This window comes from Bryocella elongata (genome assembly GCF_900108185.1).
Taxonomy (GTDB): Bacteria; Acidobacteriota; Terriglobia; order Terriglobales; family Acidobacteriaceae; genus Granulicella; species Granulicella elongata.
This window is the reverse complement of sequence record NZ_FNVA01000004.1, coordinates 279,744-298,757: the sequence shown is the minus strand read 5'-3', so window position 1 is coordinate 298,757 and position 19,014 is coordinate 279,744. Positions and strand designations below refer to the sequence as shown.

Sequence of the window (19,014 nt, the reverse complement as noted above, 5' to 3'; positions counted from 1 at the left end):
TCTTGGTGCCGGGAGGGGGGGTCGAACCCCCACGACCTTGCGGTCGGCGGATTTTGAGTCCGCTGCGTCTGCCAGTTCCGCCATCCCGGCTTGTCCTAATTATCGCAGCTCAGGCTGCAGTAGGGGTAGACCGCTTTCCAGAAGAATATGCGATCCGCGCGACAACTCCTGAGACTACGTAGATCATCGACAATCCGAAAAGCACCCAGCGGTGCCATTCGAAAAGAACGGCGCCGAGGCACACCAGGACCACCAAGGTCCGTCCCGGTTGCCGCGAGCTTAGATCGAGTTCCTTACCGCTCCAGAACCGCCAGCTGCTGACCATCAGAAACCCTGCTGTGGCGACCAGCGAGAGCCACAGCAGGCAGGCCCACAGGTCATGCACGGGCGAGCCCTGATAGAGATGAATAACCGACGCGAGAGCTCCGGCCCCGGCAGGGATCGGCATCCCAACGAAATACTTCCGACCAGGCCGCCCAGGATTCCTGGGCACCGGGTTCACGCTGATGTTGAAACGCGCCAGTCGGCACGCTCCACAGATAAGAAACACGAAGCAGATCACCGCACCGAAGTGCGCTACCCGCTCCTGAATCAACGGATAGTTTGAGGGCACCAACATCCGCACGCCCCACAGATAGGCAAGCAGCGCGGGCGCGACGCCAAAGCTGACGACGTCCGCGAGGGAGTCAAGTTCCTTGCCGAAGGCGCTTGCGGTATTCGTCATCCGGGCGATGCGCCCATCGAGCCCATCGCTCACCACAGCCAACACAATGGCAATCGCCGCGCGATCAAACGCTTCGTTGCTCGACAAGGCAGCGCCGCGGATCGCCTCCAGCATCGCGTAGAAGCCCATCGCCATATTGCCGGCGGTGAACAGCGACGGCAGAATATACATGCCACGGCGGGCGAGCGGACGCTCGATCTGGCTCTCCATTACTGGTTCCCACCGGTCGTCGGCGAAGCATCGTCACGACGCAGAACCGCGAGTACAGAGGAGCCGCCCTTGACGTGATCTCCGGTCTGAACTCGCAACTCAGCATCGGCAGGCATAAGGACGTCCACCCGCGATCCGAACTTGATCAGTCCCATGCGCTGACCGCGCTCGACGCGCTGCCCCACCTTGAGGTTGCACACGATGCGTCGCGCCAGCAGACCTGCGATCTGCTTGAAGGCGACCGTGTATCCACCGGCATCGATGGCAATCATCGTCTGCTCGTTCAGTACCGCGGACTCGGGTTTCATCGCGTTGAGAAACAGGCCTTCACGGCGTTCCACAGAGGTCACAACGCCACCCACTGGAACGCGATTCACATGAACGTTGAAGACGCTCAGGAAGATCGTGATGCGGACGCGATTGCCTTCCGTCGTCTCGATCCACTCCGCCTCTTCCACCTTGCCGTCACCAGGCGAGACGATAAGCCCGGGCCCTGTAGGGATAGACCGTGTTGGGTCGCGGAAGAACCAAAGAAAGAACAGCGCCAACAGCACAGGAATGGCGGTCAGCCATACGAACTGCGTTGAAAACCAGACTATGACCGCAACCACCAGCAGTGCTGCGCCGTACAGGATCCCGTCTCGAACCATAGCCGGGATTATACCGTTTGGCGTGAATCGTTTGGACATCCGCAGCATCCTGCGGCGGTGGAGATCAGAGATGCCGGCCCATCAGAATCGCATCCTCGACTGGTTCGTGATAATAACCACGGCGACGCCCCTGCTCCACGAATCCCTGCTCAAGATACAGCGCGGTCGCAACTCCGTTCGTCGCTCGAACCTCGAGCTCGATCACGTCTGCGCCCTGGGACCTCGCCCATGCAATCGCCTCGGCGCACAACGCTCGCCCAATCCCCTTGCGCCGCTGTAGCGGCGACACACCCAGGCTTTCGATCTCAGCCACTCCGGCAACAAGCTGCAGCGCCACGAAACCGCAGATGGCCGCAGCATCGGTATGCTCCGCTCCCGTTTCGTGCTCCGCCACAAACACGACGCGCCGCAAGCCCGACGGCCCATCCCTCGAGCTCATCGCGTGTGGCGACAACGCGTCTTGCCATAGTCCGTCGCTCCATTGCGGCGCATGCTCGATGGTAGCCGCCAGCAAGACGACTGCTGCAGCATCCCCAGGCCCTGCCGCGCGAAATCTTAGGGCAGGCACCGTCACGGTCTCACGCAAGCTGGGCCGCTTCCCTGCTTCGCATACAGCTCACTTTCGCGGCGAACATAGTTCGCATCGGCAGACCCGAGGTCGGTGCTTCCAACGCGCAGAGCGGCGTTCAGGAGCGGTACAGCATCTGCCACGCTCAACGGATGCAACACCGGACGCAGCGTCGCGAGTAACTCCATGACGGCAGCTTCCGCGACAATGACCCGCACCTCACCCTTCAGCTCGTCTACCAACGCCTCCACCGTGCTCATCTCTTCGCTTGCTCCACCCTCCGCAAGGCGCAGCACATAAAGATCGCGGCGTCCGGCACCCAGCACAGCAATCCCACGATCCAGAGACGCCGCATGGGCCAGCACCTCCAGGCGCGAGACCGTCGCCAGAGGAAGCTGCAGCGCCTCGCAGATTCCCTTCGCTACCGCAAGGCCGGTGCGCACCCCTGTAAACGACCCTGGTCCAGCGACGACGCCGATGCCGTCCAACTCGCTGACCGTCAATCCCTCGTTCGCCAGCAGCTCGCGAATCGTCGCGATGATCTCTGCCGAAGCCGTGCGCGATGGCAACTCCCGAACACCCGTCACTACCGCATCAACGCTCAGAGCCACGCCAGCACCTTCGCCGCAGGTGTCGATCGCCAGCATTCGCAGTGGTTCGGTCGCTGTTTTCATCTCATTCAGGATACCGCCCATCAAGCACTGCCTGACGAGCGCGTCGATTCAGGCTCTATGCCGTAACCAACTTTCGCCACGCCCAATCCACCTTCGCGCCACCGCATCTCCGCCTGCGAATGCTATCCTTCGCTCCGTAACCGAGGAGAACCGCTTCTTGCCCCTGCTGACGACGGTCGTACCGGAGACACCACGACGCTTCAGCCCCTTCAGCGCGGTGGTCCTGTTCCTCGGTGCGGCGGCCACCTTCGCTCGACTCCGCTTCGCGCTACCGCTCCAGGCCTATGACGACGATGCGTTCTATTACTTCCAGATCGCACGCAACATCGCCACAGGCCACGGCTCCACCTTCGACGGCATTCATCTCACCAACGGCTACCACCCGCTCTGGATGCTCCTCTGCGTCGCCCTCTCCTGGATTGCCAGCGGCCGGGCATTCTTTGCGATGCTGCAGGTTGTGGCCTTCATCAGCTTCGCCACCTGCTTCTTCGCCGCACGCGCGGTCCTTCGGCCAATCTGCCGGCAAGCCATCCTCGCGAATATCGCCTCCGCTGCGATCGCATTGCAGTGCCTGATCCTGATGCACGGCGGCATGGAGATCACACTTACGCTTCCGCTTGCGCTCGTGTTGTGCGCCTTCCGCCTGCGTCGCTCCTTCGTGTGGTCCCGCCGTAACGCGATGGTCTATGGGGCTCTCGCGGCGCTCGTCGTCCTAAGCCGCCTCGACTCCCTGCTTTGGATCGCTGTGCTCCTGGGGGCAGAGCTGCTGCTCGCCTCACACCAGGCGACTGGGCCGCGACGGTTGCTCCTGCTCGCGATCCTCGTGGGCGCAGCACCTCTCGCGATCTACGCCCTCAGCAATCAGTACTGGTTCCATCTCTGGATGCCGGTCTCAGGTGCAGCCAAGGAGCTCCGGCTGCACCGTGGCTTCACGCTCTTTGGCTTGAAGAAATCCACCTACCTGCTGGATCAGGTGTATGGGCCGCTCGTGGTCTACCCATCGCTGCTCCTGGTAGTCTGCGCGACCGCCTCTCTGTTCCTCCCGCGGCGATCCTCCGTTTCCGGTGATACCCGCGCGGTCGCGGTCTCCCTCATGCTCTTTCCGGCGGTGCAGCTCAGTGCGCTCGGCTTCACCAGCGACTGGTCCATCTGGTCCTGGTACCTCTACCCGTTCGTCCTCGCCATGCTTGGAGCCCTGCTGCTGCTCCTTGAAGACTCGCCTGCGAAAGAAGCCAGGGCCGCGCCTGGTTTCTACCTTCCAGCGCTGCTCTGTTGCAGCCTCATGATGCCGGTAGGGCTGCTCTACATCGTCACCGCCATCGCGGGCACAGAACGCCCTCGCTGGACCGAATTCGCTTTGGATCTGCAGAGCTTTGCACGAACCCATCCAGGGCTTTACGCCATGGGAGACTGCGCCGGAGCCAGCGGATACGCCATGCCACAGCCCATCCTCCAGACCGAAGGCCTCGTGATGGACAAAGGCTTCCTCGAAAACATTCGCCAGCAGCGAGATCTTCGCGAGGTCCTCGAGAGCTATGGTGTGCGCTACTACGTCACGTTTCGCGCGAAGCAGGTCAACGGCTGCTTTCAGGTGGAAGAGCCCGCACAGGCCGGCCCCGACTCGCCTCACATGAGGACGACCTTGTGCCAGGCGCCCACAGCAAACTTTCCCGTAGGTCCGGTCGTGCTTCGCGTCTTCGACTTGCAACCAGCGGCGAAGACCAACGAATCGAGATAGCATCTTGCGCGGCAAAACAAAAGGGGATGCGCAGGTTGCGCATCCCCTTATCTTGTTACTCCAGCAACTACTCCACGGCAGCGAGCACTTCCTCGCGAACCTCTTCGTCCTGCACGGCGTCGGTAGGCGTCTGCGGCAGCGCCACCTTCAGCACGTCTTCGAAGACCGTCGCGTAGTGGATGGTGACATCGCCGATCTGCTCGGCAGTCAGGTCCTCTTCCACGTTCGACTTCACATCGATCGGAAGGATCACGTCGCGAACTCCCGCACGCTTGGCCGCAAGGAACTTCTCCTTGATGCCGCCGACCGGCAGCACATTGCCGCTCAGCGTGATCTCGCCCGTCATCGCGAGCAGCGGGCGGACTGGTTTGTCCGTCAGCAGGCTGACCAGCGCGGTCGCCATCGTGACACCGGCACTCGGACCATCCTTCGGGATCGCTCCCGCAGGCACGTGGATGTGCAGATCGATGTCCTTCAGCACGTCCTCGTCGAGGCCGATCTTCGTCGCATTGGAACGCACCCACGTCAACGCAGCCTGGATGCTCTCCTTCATCACGTCGCCCAGCTGGCCGGTGATCGTAAAGCCACCCTTGCCCTTCATCTTGTTGGCTTCGATGAACAATACATCGCCGCCAGCAGGAGTCCAAGCAAGACCCACCGCAACGCCAGGACGCTTCGTGCGTTCCGCGATCTCCGTATCGACGCGCACCTTGATGCCGCCCAGGAACTCGTGGATGACCTCCGGTGTCACCACCAGCTTCTCACCCGGCTGCAACACGCCCTCTGCAACCTTGCGAGCCGTCTTGCGGCATACCGTACCAATCAGCTGCTCCAGCCGGCGAACACCCGCCTCCCGCGTGTAGTGACGCGCAATCAGCGCCACCGACTCGGTCGGAATCTCGATCGACTCTTCGCTGATGCCGTTCTCCTTGATCTGACGCGGAATCAGGTAACGCTCCGCGATGTTGACCTTCTCCTCTTCCGTGTAACCGGTAAGCTCGATGATCTCCATGCGGTCAAGCAGCGGCCCGGGAATCGTGTCGAGCTGGTTCGCCGTGCAGATGAACAGCACCTTGCTCAGGTCGAACGGCTGGTCCAGGTAGTTATCGCGGAACGTGTTGTTCTGCTCCGGATCCAGCGTCTCCAGAAGAGCCGAAGCAGGATCGCCGCGGAAGTCCCGGCCCAGCTTATCGATCTCGTCCAGCATGAACACCGGGTCCTTCACTTCAACCCGCTTCAGGTGCTGGATGATCTGCCCCGGCAGCGCACCGATGTACGTGCGCCGATGGCCACGGATCTCCGCTTCGTCATGCATGCCGCCAAGTGCGATGCGCGAGAACTTGCGCCCCAACGCCTTCGCAATCGAACGCCCCAGCGAGGTCTTGCCCACGCCCGGAGGTCCGACGAAGCACAGGATCGGCCCCTTCATGTCCGGCTTCAGGCGCCGCACGCTCAGGTAGTCCAGGATGCGCTCCTTCACCTTCTTCAAGCCATAGTGGTCTTCGTCGAGGATCGCCTTCGCCTTCGCGATGTCCACCTCGCCCGCCGAGGTCTTCGCCCACGGCAGCACCGCCAGCCACTCCACGTAATTCCGCGTCAGCGAGTAATCCGCAGCCGCCGGGTTCATCCGGCTCAGGCGGCTCAGCTCCTTCAGCGCTTCCTTCTTCACCTCGTCGGGCATGCCCGCCGCTTCGATCTTGTCCTTCAGCTCCTGCACGTCCTTCTGGGTCTCGTCGACTTCGCCGAGTTCCTTCTGGATCGCCTTCATCTGCTCGCGCAGATAGAAGTCCCGCTGCGACTGCTGCACGGAGTCCTGAACCTCGCTCTGGATCTTGTTGCGCAGCTGCTGGACCTCAAGCTCCTTGGCCAGGTGGCTGTTGATCGCCTCCAGCCGCGCCTTCACATCGCCCATCTCCAGCAATGTCTGCTTGTCGATGGTCGACAGGAACGGCAGGCTGCTCGCGATGAAATCCGCCAGCCGCGACGGCTCCTCGATATTCAGCGCAATGGTCTGAAGGTCGTCCGACAGCGTCGAGCTGGACGACACAATCTCCTGGAACTGTGCAATGACATTCCGCTGCAGCGCCTCGAACTCCGGAGACTTCTCGGGCTGCAACTCGTCCAGAACCTCCGCTTCGGCGGTCAGGAACGGATCACCCTGCGTGAACTGGCCAAGCTTCACGCGCTCCGTGCCTTCCGTAAACACGAATAGGCTCTGGTTCGGCATCTTCACGACCTTATGCACGGTCGCACGCGTGCCCACAATGTGCAGGTCGGCGCCCTCCGGGGAGTCCTGACGAGCGTCCTTCTGTGCCACCACAAGGATGGTCTTGTCTTCTCCAAGCGACTGGATCAGCTGGATGGAGCTTTCGCGACCCACCGTCAAGGGCAGCACTGCGTGCGGGAACAACACCGTATCCCTCACCGGGAGAACGGGATAGGACTTACCCTGGCCGTCCGGTCCGGACTTCTTCGGGGCTCCCGGCTGGATCACACTTACAAAATCATTTGCCATGTTGAGTCAACCTCTATCAACTTTCCTGAATAGGATGCACTAGACCCACCGAAAGTCGCAATCACCTTTTCCATCCGTTACGCCGCCCCGCCCCACTTCGGTTCCTCTTGGTCCAGTCGGCTTCCCTCCGGCCGACACTCGTTACAGTTACTGATAGGACGTTATCGGCCCCGGATGCACCCTCGCGCAACCCTATTTCTCTTTCCTGCCACGAAAACCTGTCGAGACTGTCCCGGAGAAGCGGATCGCGTGAGGACGGGGCCTTGGCTGATGATTTCCTCCGCGCCGCAAACCCCTCCGGATGAGCGACTTGCCAGTACCGTTGCCACGGCGAGCCCAAGCCGGTACCCTTAGAAGGTTCCGCCCGCGGGGGTGGTGAAATGGCAGACACGCAGGTCTTAGAAGCCTGTGCCCGAAAGGCGTGAGGGTTCAAGTCCCTTCTCCCGCACCAAATTCCATCGCAGCGCAATGTACGGCACGGTGGCCGCCCGGCGACGGCTCACCTCCTCGCGTCTCGCATCTCGTAGTTCGCCTCTGCACCTTGGAGCCTCATGAGCCAGTCCCTTCCGCAGCCCGACCAGACCCGCGTCACCCTCGCCAAGACCCCCGACTTCCGCGACTCCTACGCCAACTCCGTGCAGGTTCGCCTCTCCGTCTGGGACTTCCAGCTGATCTTCGGAACCATGGAGCAGACTGCAGCCGACGAGGTCCAGATCTCGAACTTCCAGGGCATCTACCTGAGCCCCCAGCAGGCCAAAGCGCTGCACAGCGTCCTCAGCCACAACCTCGCTCAGTACGAGCAGACCTTCGGCCCCATCTCGCTCGAGAACGCCCGCCCAGGCGAGCCCCGCTTCAACGGCGGCCCCGTCCACTAGTCGAAGAGTTTCTGTACCGCCGCGACTGTCTCTCGACTATCGCGGCGGTTGAATCCCTCGGAGCCCGCAAATGCTTGTAGAACCAAGGCCCAACCTCGTCGTCGACACGGACAGAGGGTTTTCGGTGCAGGTTCTTGGCAGGACAGGGATGCGCTACTGCCAGGATGGACGATGCGTGCGAATCAACTCCGAAGTTCTTGCAGTCAAGGGAATCGAGATCTCCGCCAAATCGATCGACCGCTGGAATCCACCCCACGACACAGAACCGATCGACGAAGAGACGAGAGGCGTGATCATCGCGCATATCCGGTCTGTGATGGCCTATTGGGATGCTGCTCTCGTTGTCGCAGAATAAGCATGTGAATTCCACCATGACTACTGAAGGCCGGGTGAGTCTCGTTCGCGCATCCAGCCTCGCCGGCCGCATCGCCGCGCTGCCCACCGCGGTGCTCTTCCTGCTCGCGTACGCAGGCGTCGCGCTCGCCCACCTCACCCTGCTTCGCCTTCCCTACTTCTGGGACGAAGGCGGCTACTACATCCCCGCCGCCCTGGACTTCTACCGCGACGGCGCGCTGATTCCTGTCTTCACCAACGCACATCCTCCGCTGCCCAACGTCGTCCTCGGCTCGCTCTGGCACCTCACCGGCCTCAGCATCATCGCGACGCGCCTCTGCGCCTGCGCCTTCGCCGCTCTGGGACTTACCGCGGTCTTCCGCCTCACCCAGCGCCTGCTCGGCCCGGCCGCCGCGCTCGCTGTCACGTTGCTCACAGCGGTCTATCCCATCTGGTACGCGCAAAGCTCCATGGCCCACGCGGACATCTTCGCCGCGGCCTTCACCCTTTGGGCCCTCGCGATCTACATCCCGGCCCGAACTAACGACCTCATCGCTCCAGACCTCATCGCTCATCGCTCTACAGCAACTCCGCTCCTCGCAACGGCAACGCTCTCGTCCCTGGCAGCCCTGGCCAAGGAAACAGCCATCGTGATCCCTGCGGCGCTCGCAGCCTATGAGCTCTTCCATGCCACGCGCTCACACACAAATCGCAGCGAAGCCCCCCGTTGGATCGCCGCACTCTCCTTCCCGCTGCTGCCGCTCGTCTCCTGGTACGCCTACCACCACGCGCACACCGGCTTCACCTTCGGCAATCCCGAGTACCTCCGCTACAACGCGACCGCGAACCTCACCGCGAGCCACATGCTCTACGCTCTGTGGCAGCGCTTCCTGCACCTCACCTGGCAACGCAACCTGTGGGTTCCCATCGTCTTCGCGGCAGCCTGCCTCCTGCTGCCGGAAACGCCATCCCCACTCGCCACAGATTCACGCCTGCCCCGACGCGCATGGCACATCATCGCGGTGCTCCTCGTCGCCCAGTGGCTCGCCTTCTCCGTGCTCGGCGGAGCCCTCCTCACGCGCTATCTCCTGCCCGCCTATCCTCTCGTCCTGATCGCCTGCGTCAGTGTGTGGAAGACTCGCACCCATCACTGGCCATGGCTTGCTGCCGCGACGGCCGCAGCCTTCATCGCCGGCTGGTGGCTCAGCCCGCCCTTCGCCTATGCGCCGGAGGACAACCTCACCTACCGCGACATGGTCGTCGTCCATCAGGAGGCCATCGACTACGTCGCCACACATCTTCCCGATGCCACCGTCCTCAGCGCCTGGCCCGTCACCACCGACATGAACAAGCCCGAGCTCGGCTACGTCACCACGCCGCTCAAGGTCGTCGCGGTCGAAGACTTCACGCTCCCCACCATGCTCACCGCCGCACAGGACCCCGGCCGCTACGACACCGCCATCATCTTCTCGCGACACTACGCTCCACCATCGCTGCAGCGCTACTGGGCCACCCACCCCAACAGCCGCCGCGGCCGCGAGTTCGCCGAAGGCGCCGACCTCAAGCCCCGCGAGGTCGCACGTCTGTTAGGTGGCACCATCGTGTGGCAGGACGACCGCAACGGCGAGTGGGCCGCCGTCATCCACTTCCCCCGCAGCTACGAAGCCAGCCTCCGATAGCCGAGCAGTTACACTCCCACCATGCGCCCCGAGCTTCTCCTCGCATCGCTCCTGACCTTCGCCACAGCCTCCGCACCCGCCCAGTGGCAGATCCTCGACGCCCACACCACAGCCAGCCTCCGCGGCGTGCACAACGTCGGCCAAGGCATCGTCTGGGCCTCAGGCACGAACGGCACCGTCCTCCGCAGCATCGACGACGGCAAGAGCTGGACCACCTGCACCACACCACCCGACGCCGACAAACTAGACTTCCGCGGCATCCAGGCCTTCGACGCCAACACCGCCATCGTCATGTCCAGCGGCAAAGGAGACCTCTCCCGCCTCTACAAAACCAGCGACGGCTGCAAGACGTGGAGGCTGGTCTTCACCAACCCCGACAAAGACGGCTTCTGGGATGCGATCTACTTCGAAGATCATCGCTTCGGCGCGTTACTCGGCGATCCCGTACAAGGACGCTTTGTTCTCTTCAATACAAGAGATGCGGGAGAACATTGGGAACGAAGAGACGAAGAAGGATTGCGCACCGATCCGGCAACTCAAGGCGCGTTCGCAGCCAGTAATAGCAGCTTGATCGCTTGGACAGGCTTAACCCATCGCTTCTTCGTCACGGGTGGAACGGACGGAGCGTACATCCATTCATGCAACGGGAGCCTTGAACCGAGCGCGGACCGATGGGAAGCGACATGCTTCCGCACAAGGCTCCCACTCGCACGCGCTAAGGAATCCTCCGGCGCATTCTCGATCGCCGTTCACGAGACCCATTTTGTGGTGGTCGGCGGCAATTACAAATCGCCGGACAGAGTAGCGGAGGGCGCGGCATGGAGTACGAGCGGGGAAAGTTGGGATCGACCCTCGTCCTATCCCCACGGCTACCGCTCTGCCGTAGCCTACGACGCCCCCAGCAAAACCTGGATCACCGTAGGTCCCAACGGCACCGACATCTCCACCGACGACGGCCGCAATTGGCAAGCCCTCAAGCCCGACACCAAAGCAGGTGACGCCCCCGACGCCGACCAGAACTGGAACGCCCTCTCATTGCCCTTCGTCGTAGGCCCCCACGGCCGAATCGGCAAGCTCCGCCCCGACGCGCTCCATCAGCCCCTCACGCATCCCACGAAAAGACTCGCAACTGGAAACTGGTGACTCGAAACTCGATCAAGCCTTTTCTCCAGTCCAGCCACAGACGCCTGCGTTACCCCGGTAACTGATCCAGCTGCTTCCGATAGATCCAGGCATCCAGTCCGCTCGAGTAAAAGCTTCGCGCCACATCCACGCGCGAGAACCCAAGGCTCTCGTAAAAGCCGATCGCGCCTTCGTTGCCCACATACACATGCAGCAGCATCGCCGCGCAGTGCGCCGCCATGGCCTCTTCCTCAAGCCGCAGCATCATCCGCCTAGCGATCCCATGCCGTCGCAGCGCCGGCTCCACATCCAGCGTGACGACATAGCCCACCTTCGTCCGGTTCAGCCGCTCCACCTGCAGCACCGCAAAGCCGATGATCCTCCCCTTGTGTTCCGCAACGACGACGCTCGCGCCCGAGGCTTCGACGGAGTCCTTCACCATCGCCTTCGAGAACCGAAACGGCTCCTCGAAGCACACCACGTCCAGCGCATGGATCGCATCGAGGTCCTGCGCGCAAAAGCCCCGCAACGTCACCTGGTCCTGCTTCGTCACGCTGTCGGATACCATGAGGGCATGCAAGAACCCAACGCCCTGCGGAAGCCCCACCATGCCGTGCTGCGTGCGCTCATCGAAGTGGCCTTCATCGTCTTTCTCTTCTACTCAAACTTGCTGATGGGGGAATTTACGCGCAGCACCGGACAGGGAAAATCGCTAGCATTTGCGATGCGCGACATCTTCACCGCGCGCAACTTCGAGATCGCGATCCTGTCCGCAATCGTCGGCTATCTTGTCTTTGAGTATCTACGCAAGCGCTCCTAGCGCCACGTGCCATGCGTTCGACGACACGCGGCGCGGCTAGAGCATTTTCCCTAGGGGTGTGCAGGGTAGGCTTGATCTTGATGGGTGTTTTCCCCAATGAAAAGGCAGCAGCACGCTCCTCTCGGGATACCCAGCAATAGAGAAAATGCTTTATACCGCCACCGTAAACGTCGTCTCGCTGCGCGTCACCTGCCGATACAGCGTGTCGCGCTCGAACGGCACGCGGCCCGCTTCAGTGATGAGGCGTTCCAGGTCGCGCCGGCGTAGCCCCTGCGGTGTGCTCGCACCGGCGTCGTGGTAGATCTTCTCCTCGATCACCGTGCCATCGATATCGTCCGCACCGAAGCGCAGCGCGATCTGCGCCATCTTCGGCGTCACCATCTGCCAGTAGCTCTTGATGTGCGCGAAGTTATCCAGCAGCAGACGTCCCACAGCGATCTGGCGAATGTCCAGCATGCCCGTCGACTTCGGTAGATGCTGGAGCGCGGTATGGTCCGGATGGAAGCTCAGCGGGATGAAGGTCTGGAAGCCGCCCGTCTCGTCCTGAATCGCGCGCAGCTTCAGCATGTGATCCACGCGGTCTTCTTCGTTCTCGATGTGTCCGTACAGCATCGTCGCATTGGAGCGCAGACCGGCCTTGTGCACCAGCCGCGCGGTCTCCAGCCACTCCGATCCATCGATCTTGTGGTCGCAGATGATGTGCCGCACGCGATCCGCAAAGATCTCCGCGCCACCACCTGGACAGGAATCCACCCCCGCAGCCTTCATGCGGTCAATGGTCTCCGCAATCGAGAGCTTGGCAATCTTCGCCAGGAACGCGATCTCCACCATCGTGAACGCCTTCACGTGCACCTGCGGATAGCGCTGCTTCAAGCCAGCGACCAGGTCCATGAAGTATTCGAACGGCAGGTCAGGATGCAGGCCACCTACGATGTGGAACTCGGTCACAGCCTCGGTCAGGCCTTCGCCTGCGGTCTGCCACGCCTCTTCCAGAGCCATTGTGTAGGTATCAGCCTCGCCCTTCTTGCGCCCAAAGGCACAGAGGCGGCAGCTTGCCACGCAGACGTTGGTGGGGTTGATGTGGCGATTGACGTTGAAGTACGTCACATCGCCGTGCAGGCGCTCGCGCACCAGGTTTGCCATCCAGCCCAGCGCGAGGATGTCGCCCGTGCGATACAGCGCGAGGCCGTCCTCATAGCTCAGGCGTTCGCCTGCCTGCACCTTCGCCGCAATGGGTTCAAGTGCCTTGTCGTCCGTCTGAAAGGAATGCCGTGGCTTCGAGGAGATCGCAGCGAGTGCCATGAGCCTATTTTAGACCTCCTCGAAGCCCTACGCTTGCCCGCGGCTAGTGGCTCACTGCTCCGGATGGAGTCGGGTCGGCAAACTTTGACTCCACCATCTTTGGCTGCACCACCACCCCGTCATACAGCGATGCTCCCACAAGGTGGTCCCCCACCGGCCGTACGAATCGCATCGGCCAGCCCGTATCCCAGAAGGTCACGTGATAGTTCGGCAGCCCCGCAGAGAAGACGAAGTGCGAGTTCGCCGCCGTCACCAGCACGCGATGCCCCGCGTCGTCCGCATAGATGTTGTCGACCTGCGTGACGAACAGGTTCGGTACGGTCTTCCAGGTTCCACCGTAGTCTGTCGAGTAATAGACGCCCTCGCGGCCGCCAACCCACAGGTTGCCCTTCTCGTCGACCGCCACCGCGGCGACCATCGTCAGCTCTGCAGGCAGAGCCACCGGATCCCACGTATCCCCATCGTCCAGCGACAACGCCATGCGCTTCAGGCTCGCGGCCAGCACCATCTTCTGGTGTACCGCGACAAACCGCGCGTCGGGCATCGTCAGCGACCTTACGATCTTCCAGTCTCGCCCCATCGCGTCCGCCATCATCACGCCATCGCTCGTACCCGCCAGGATCGAGTGATCCGTAGATACGAGCGAGTAGAACGCGGTGTCCACACGCTGGGCAGGAGCCGATGATCGCGCCGCGGGCTTTCGCGCGGCGGCCGGCCTGGAACGCGCACTCCGCGCCGGGGTAACCTTCCTCACAAGCGGAGCGGCATCGGCCGTCGAAGGGCTCGCCGGAGCAGCCACGATATTTGCATCTGCCCAGGAATTATCCGTCAACCGATAAATTCCGTGCGCCGTGCCAGCCAGCATCGTCCCATCGGCGGATGCCGCCAGGCTGAAGACATCTCGCCCGGCTAGGCCGCTGGACTCCTGCAGCCACGTCACGCCGCCGTCCGTGCTCTTGAAAACGCCACCCTCGCTCTTATCGTTGAGCAGGCCAATATAGACATTTGCCCCGGTGAGGTTCGACGCGAGCGTCACCACCTGGCGATTGCTGAAACCCCGATTGGACGGAGAGAAGCTCACGCCGCCATCGAAACTCGACAGCACTCCACCTCGGTCAGTGGCAAGAAGCACGTGATTCGAATCCGTAGGGTCGATCCAGACGTCGTTAACGATCACGTCCCCGCCTGTCATCCGATCCCAGTGTTGTCCTGCATCGATCGTTCGGTACAACCCCTCCGTCGTACCCGCAAAGACTGTGTCGCGGTTGTGAGGGTCCTGCCCTAGCTTGCGCGTGCGGCGTGCCGTCGAAGGAATGCCCTGCACCTTGCTGAAGCGCTTCCCCGATTCGCGCGAGTTAGGCTCAGCTCCGGTCGTGCTCTTGTAAATTCCCGAACAAGCGCTGGCATAGACCACCTGCGGATCCTTCGGGTCGACGATGATCGAGAACACATCCGAGTCGTCGATGATGCCTTCCTTGATGTTGACCCAGTGAGCTCCGCCATCCGTCGTCTTCCACGGAAGGTGCCATGTGCCCGCATAGATGATGTTGGGATCGTTCGGATCCACCGCGACCGACTCCACCTCGTGGATCTCCGTCGATCCGGCGGGGCTGATGAGGGTCCAGTGCTTGCCACCATCGCCCGAGCGATAGACACCCTTCAACGTCCCCGCGACAAGCTCCTCCGGGCTCGAAAGCGATCGCCCGAGAGACCGCACCGACTGGCCGCTCAACTCTGCCTGCTCATACCAGGAGCGTCCACTGTCCTCGCTGATAAATAGGCCGCCATCCGCCGTGTCCTTGCTGTACGCAGCGACGAGGATGCGGTTCGCATCGCGCGCATCGATGAGGATCTCATCGATCACCAGGTCGTCGCGCTTGGCAATGTGGGCGACGCGCGTCCACGCACCACCACCATTATCGGAACGATAGATCCACCCGGTATCCGTGCCCATGTACAGCCGCTTCGGGTTCGCCGGGTCGGAGACCAGGCTCCGCGCATCGCCACCAAACGGTCCAAGCGGAAACCATGGTGAAGCATGCGCCGCCGCAGCGAAAAATGCTCCCCACAAACACACTGCCGCGCCGAATGGGCGCCACCCAATTCCTGACATTTGCTCTATTTTGCTGAACATCTCAAGCACAAGGTTACCTTGATCGGGGCCACGCGTGCTGAGTTTAGGTCCAGTCGTCCCTTCTAGCTTTGTTTCCAGTCAGATGCAGTTCGCGCGGGAAACGCGCTCACCACTCAGTTTGGAGAACGTCGGTATCTTCCACTTGGATGCAGGGAAAAGCGTTTGCATCTGGCAAAACCGAGGAATCGACGCGTGCTGCAATAAAAACGGCAACAGCCGGCGGAAGATCCGCCGGCTGTTGCCTGTCCGTGGAGGACTACTTCTTGTGGTGGTGCTTCATCGGTGCTGTGCGAGGAACGGCCTTGACCGCCATCTCATCCACCGGGGTAAGGCCGGTGGTATCGAAGGTGGCACCTGCAGGGATCAGGGTCGTCGCAGCGCTGTTGGTTCCAGCCGTGCCGGTGTAGACCGAGATGCGCGAAGCATCGAGGCCCTTATCGGTGACCAGGTATTCCTTTTCGTTGACGGCACGTTCAGCGGCTTCATGCTCAACCCGCTTCACTTCCATCTCGTGATGGCGTTCCGCAGCCTTGCCGTGGCCATGCTCCTCAGGGGCAGCAGCGCTGCTGCCCACGATCGCAAGCTTCGAGCTCGAGTCCTGCTGGGAAGCCAGGGCGATGTCATCGAGGCAAGCCTTCGCCTCGTTGTCAACGCGCGCCGGACGCTTCTTATCGCGATCGAACGAGATCGTGCAGAGGTTCTTCGCCGCAACAGGTGCAGGTGGCGGAGGAGCCTGGACCATGACCGAGGTCTGAGCCGAGGCCGTCTGGCCCTTGTCGTCCACTACGTTGCAGGTCACCGTGATGGTGCCAGGCGCAACGCCGGTGGTCGCCAGGGTTGCCGTCGACGTGCTGCCATTGATCGAACCGGACGTCGAGGAGTAGCTGTAGGTCAGCGGACGGTTCTGCGGGCTCATGCCGCTCGCAGTGACGGTCGAGGGATCACCCGGCATCACGGTCGAGGGGCTCGCCGAGCAGCTCACAGTGGGAGGCTGGAAGGCCGTCACAGTAAAGCTGGTCGAGCAGTCCGCCATCTCACCAGGCTTCTTGCCTTCGGAGACGTGGCCCATCACCTTGTAGGTACCGGCTGACAGGGTCTTCGTGTCGATGCTGGCAACGTTCGAGGTGCTCGAAACCGCGCCTGCATCACCCGACCAGCTGTACGCCGGGGTCTTCTTCGGATCCAGAGCGGTCGCCGTACCAGTCACCGTCACCACGTCGCCGGGGTAGATGGTGCCCGTCGGAGCGGTCACCGAGCAGGCATACTGCACGGGCGGCGGGGGGATGATGTGGCCGAAGTGAACCAGGAGACCCGTCGAGAGCTCCGCCGCGCCGACGTTCGCACGACCACCGAGCCAGGGCGTACCCGACACAGGGATCGAGGCCGTCGGGCCGAAGTCCTCATGGAAGTACCGGTAGTCTGCCTGGAAGAGCCGCAGACCGAAGCGGTGATTGAAGAACGGCAGGTCATAGTCCATACCGCCGCCGACCACGAGGGTCGGGCCCCAGCGGAAGGGCTCATGCTCGAAGGTCGCAGGGTTGTCGCTGTTCGGGCCGTTCACATAGGCCGCACCAGCGAGAGCATGCGCGAAGAGCGTGAAATTCTGCATCGGAGCGCGGAAGATGGGACCGGCCTGGTAGCCGTAAACCGCATCGTTCTGGCCGTTCGGGTGAGCCGCACCCGAGATCTCAGCGCCAACATACTTATTGAAGTAGTAGGCACCGCTCAGGTATGCACCCTCGTCGACCGACGAGTAGTTGATGTTGGCCGGCTTCACGGAGCCGTGCGCACCGTAGTACGAGTAGCCCGCAAAGATATCGATCCGCGAAGGATTCGTACCGGTTGCGGACGGCGCGGTCTGCGCGCTCAGGCTAGCAGCCCCCAAGCTGACCGCACATACGGCCAGCGCCTGCCAGCCGATACTGCGAAGATGGCGTTGAGACATTCGACAATCCTCCACTGAGTAAAACGAATTCCTGTAAATGGTTCTGCGGGTTCCCTTTACGTCGGTCCCGCTATTGTTCGGTTGATTTCCACAAAAGTGTACAGCAGTTGTTTCAAGTATGTGGAACAAAATTGCAGCCATGCGCAACAATCTTGATCCTTCAACGCTGCGTTCTTACGGCTTTTCGCCCTCAAACGCAGCGAACTTCATTGTCACCGGATCAAGCCACTGTGGCATCACCGGCAGCTTCATCAGGAGAGGTTCAGCGTCTCGCGAATCGTTCCTCGACTGGCCTGGATCTTCTCTTGTAGAAGCGTAATTGCGTACAACAGTTGCTCGGGACGTGGCGGACATCCGGGAACATACACATCCACCGGTATGACCTGGTTCACTCCCTGCAGCAACGCGTAGTTATTAAACACACCACCCGACGTCGCACACGCGCCCATCGAGATCACCCACTTCGGCTCCGGCATCTGCTCGTAGAGCCGGCGAATCACTGGTGCCATCTTCTGCGAGACGCGCCCCGCAACGATCATCAGATCGCTCTGGCGCGGGCTCGGGCGAAACACCTCCGCTCCGAAGCGCGCGATGTCATACCGCGAACCGCCCATCGACATCATCTCGATCGCGCAACAGGCAAGGCCGAAAGTCATTGGCCAGATCGAGTTCTTGCGAACCCAGTTGATAGCTGCATCGACTGAGGCGAGAACCACGCCTTCGGGCTGTTCGGAGCCCCAGTTGACCTCCTGGACCTTCTCGCGGTTCATCCCGAAGCTCTCGAGATTGCCGAAGAGGTACCGGTCCTTGAGCGGCGAAGGCCGTCCGTTCGTTGTCGTCTGTTCGAAATCGGTGCTCATGCCATCAAGTATACGGAGCGATCGTTCGATCTCCGTAGCAAATCCTCCGGAACGGGCGTTTCCTTCTCCGGACGCCCTTCCTACATCAACCGCGCATGTTTCATCCGATGCAAGAGCATTTCACCCGGTTGGTTGAGACACACACGGAATTTTTATCGTAGCCAACCCTTTGGACACTGTCAGGCCTCGGGGTACCTCCATAGTTATCCTTAGATGGGCGGATACAAGACTTCCCAGCTTCGACGAAGCGGCCCCCTGAGCCACCTCGTGGGGCGTCGATTCCAGGTGCGACGCCACGGCAGCGGCCATTCTCCATTGGTCTGCCGTGCCTGGCGCGAGCATGGCATCCAGGATCCGCACCTCACCCTCAGGTTGATCTGTACTCAGCTTCGCAAGCTCGCTCATCGCAGCAGCATCGTTTGACATCACCCGCGGATACAGCTCAAGCATCTTCCGATAGTCCCCGTCCGAAGCCGCATAGCGGAAGTGGCGCGGGTTCCACGCGACCGCATCCTGCGCACGAAAGGCAAAGTCCGTCGTAATCAGCAACGGATTCGGCGAGAGGTACGGCGGCGTCGCCAGTTCGGCGCGGTCATGTTCGCCCCAAGGTCCACTCGATGGAACGACGCGAACGATCCAGCCCGACGCCAGCGCCTGCACTACCAGTTTGAGCCCCCCGCCCTGCCCCTGCGCAAAGACCTGTTCGAAGCTGTGCCCTGCGGTAACCTGCGCCTCCACGCGCACCTGAGAGCAGGCGCCCGCTCCTGCCTTCACCGAGGGTGGCGTCGCGCTCGATGCCGGCAGAACTGCCCCCACAGACAACATCAGCCATGTCGTAAACCGGGCTTTGCTGGTCCGCATCAAC

General features: G+C 61.9%; 17 protein-coding genes and 2 tRNA genes. 7 read left to right on the top strand and 12 right to left on the bottom strand.

Annotated features, from left to right (window positions below):
• Nucleotides 1-3 precede the first annotated feature (3 nt).
• The 5 genes from C4S68_RS13260 to tsaB all read right to left on the bottom strand — a co-directional run bounded on the left by C4S68_RS13260 (nucleotide 4) and on the right by tsaB (nucleotide 2,826).
• Nucleotides 4-90: transfer RNA gene (locus C4S68_RS13260), tRNA-Leu, on the bottom strand.
• 19 nt (nucleotides 91-109) lie between these two features.
• The gene (gene pssA / locus C4S68_RS13255; protein ID WP_103933558.1) at nucleotides 110-934 is read right to left on the bottom strand and encodes a CDP-diacylglycerol--serine O-phosphatidyltransferase; all 825 of its coding nucleotides are present in this window, start codon (nucleotides 932-934) and stop codon (nucleotides 110-112) included.
• The gene (locus C4S68_RS13250; RefSeq protein WP_103933557.1) at nucleotides 934-1,584 is read right to left on the bottom strand and encodes a phosphatidylserine decarboxylase; all 651 of its coding nucleotides are present in this window, start codon (nucleotides 1,582-1,584) and stop codon (nucleotides 934-936) included. Before C4S68_RS13250 ends, pssA begins: the two co-directional genes overlap by 1 nt.
• A 64-nt stretch (nucleotides 1,585-1,648) precedes the next feature.
• The gene (locus tag C4S68_RS13245; protein ID WP_200821546.1) at nucleotides 1,649-2,170 is read right to left on the bottom strand and encodes a GNAT family N-acetyltransferase; all 522 of its coding nucleotides are present in this window, start codon (nucleotides 2,168-2,170) and stop codon (nucleotides 1,649-1,651) included.
• On the bottom strand, nucleotides 2,155-2,826 hold the full coding sequence (gene tsaB, locus C4S68_RS13240) for a tRNA (adenosine(37)-N6)-threonylcarbamoyltransferase complex dimerization subunit type 1 TsaB (RefSeq protein ID WP_160115143.1): 672 nt from the start codon (nucleotides 2,824-2,826) through the stop codon (nucleotides 2,155-2,157). Before tsaB ends, C4S68_RS13245 begins: the two co-directional genes overlap by 16 nt.
• A gap of 157 nt (nucleotides 2,827-2,983) precedes the next feature.
• Between tsaB and C4S68_RS13235 the strand changes: the two genes are divergently transcribed.
• Nucleotides 2,984-4,564, top strand: coding sequence for a hypothetical protein (locus C4S68_RS13235; RefSeq protein WP_103933555.1), 1,581 nt, complete (start codon nucleotides 2,984-2,986; stop codon nucleotides 4,562-4,564).
• A 67-nt stretch (nucleotides 4,565-4,631) separates the two neighbouring features.
• On the opposite strand, the gene lon is transcribed toward C4S68_RS13235, so the two are convergent.
• Nucleotides 4,632-7,079: an endopeptidase La gene (gene lon / locus C4S68_RS13230; protein ID WP_103933554.1), complete on the bottom strand. Its 2,448-nt coding sequence runs from the start codon at nucleotides 7,077-7,079 to the stop codon at nucleotides 4,632-4,634.
• A 366-nt stretch (nucleotides 7,080-7,445) separates the two neighbouring features.
• On the opposite strand from lon, the gene C4S68_RS13225 reads away from it, so the two are divergent.
• From C4S68_RS13225 to C4S68_RS13205, 5 genes are all read left to right on the top strand, one after another.
• A tRNA-Leu gene (locus C4S68_RS13225) sits at nucleotides 7,446-7,530 on the top strand.
• A gap of 100 nt (nucleotides 7,531-7,630) precedes the next feature.
• Complete coding sequence (locus C4S68_RS13220; RefSeq protein ID WP_103933553.1) at nucleotides 7,631-7,954, top strand: DUF3467 domain-containing protein; 324 nt, start codon at nucleotides 7,631-7,633, stop codon at nucleotides 7,952-7,954.
• A 70-nt stretch (nucleotides 7,955-8,024) separates the two neighbouring features.
• The gene (locus C4S68_RS13215; RefSeq protein WP_146072143.1) at nucleotides 8,025-8,309 is read left to right on the top strand and encodes a hypothetical protein; all 285 of its coding nucleotides are present in this window, start codon (nucleotides 8,025-8,027) and stop codon (nucleotides 8,307-8,309) included.
• A gap of 16 nt (nucleotides 8,310-8,325) precedes the next feature.
• On the top strand, nucleotides 8,326-9,966 hold the full coding sequence (locus C4S68_RS13210) for an ArnT family glycosyltransferase (protein ID WP_103933551.1): 1,641 nt from the start codon (nucleotides 8,326-8,328) through the stop codon (nucleotides 9,964-9,966).
• 21 nt (nucleotides 9,967-9,987) lie between these two features.
• Nucleotides 9,988-11,109: a WD40/YVTN/BNR-like repeat-containing protein gene (locus tag C4S68_RS13205; protein ID WP_103933550.1), complete on the top strand. Its 1,122-nt coding sequence runs from the start codon at nucleotides 9,988-9,990 to the stop codon at nucleotides 11,107-11,109.
• 49 nt (nucleotides 11,110-11,158) lie between these two features.
• Here C4S68_RS13205 and C4S68_RS13200 read toward each other — a convergent pair whose 3' ends face one another.
• Nucleotides 11,159-11,656, bottom strand: coding sequence for a GNAT family N-acetyltransferase (locus tag C4S68_RS13200; RefSeq protein WP_160115142.1), 498 nt, complete (start codon nucleotides 11,654-11,656; stop codon nucleotides 11,159-11,161).
• A 6-nt stretch (nucleotides 11,657-11,662) separates the two neighbouring features.
• Between C4S68_RS13200 and C4S68_RS13195 the strand changes: the two genes are divergently transcribed.
• On the top strand, nucleotides 11,663-11,908 hold the full coding sequence (locus tag C4S68_RS13195; RefSeq protein ID WP_160115141.1) for a hypothetical protein: 246 nt from the start codon (nucleotides 11,663-11,665) through the stop codon (nucleotides 11,906-11,908).
• A 150-nt stretch (nucleotides 11,909-12,058) separates the two neighbouring features.
• Here the strand turns inward: C4S68_RS13195 and mqnE are convergent, their stop codons facing one another.
• The 5 genes from mqnE to C4S68_RS13170 form a co-directional block, all read right to left on the bottom strand.
• Nucleotides 12,059-13,210, bottom strand: coding sequence for an aminofutalosine synthase MqnE (gene mqnE / locus C4S68_RS13190; RefSeq protein ID WP_103933547.1), 1,152 nt, complete (start codon nucleotides 13,208-13,210; stop codon nucleotides 12,059-12,061).
• Between the two features lie 43 nt (nucleotides 13,211-13,253).
• Nucleotides 13,254-15,287, bottom strand: a complete 2,034-nt coding sequence (locus C4S68_RS13185) for a WD40/YVTN/BNR-like repeat-containing protein (protein ID WP_407641109.1) — start codon at nucleotides 15,285-15,287, stop codon at nucleotides 13,254-13,256.
• Nucleotides 15,288-15,600: 313 nt separating this feature from the next.
• On the bottom strand, nucleotides 15,601-17,289 hold the full coding sequence (locus C4S68_RS13180; protein WP_103933545.1) for a hypothetical protein: 1,689 nt from the start codon (nucleotides 17,287-17,289) through the stop codon (nucleotides 15,601-15,603).
• A 251-nt stretch (nucleotides 17,290-17,540) separates the two neighbouring features.
• Nucleotides 17,541-18,149: an NADH-quinone oxidoreductase subunit B gene (locus C4S68_RS13175; protein ID WP_103933544.1), complete on the bottom strand. Its 609-nt coding sequence runs from the start codon at nucleotides 18,147-18,149 to the stop codon at nucleotides 17,541-17,543.
• A gap of 120 nt (nucleotides 18,150-18,269) precedes the next feature.
• Nucleotides 18,270-19,010 carry a hypothetical protein gene (locus tag C4S68_RS13170; protein ID WP_146072142.1) on the bottom strand — a complete coding sequence of 247 codons (741 nt, stop codon included), beginning with the start codon at nucleotides 19,008-19,010 and terminating at the stop codon, nucleotides 18,270-18,272.
• Nucleotides 19,011-19,014 lie beyond the last annotated feature (4 nt).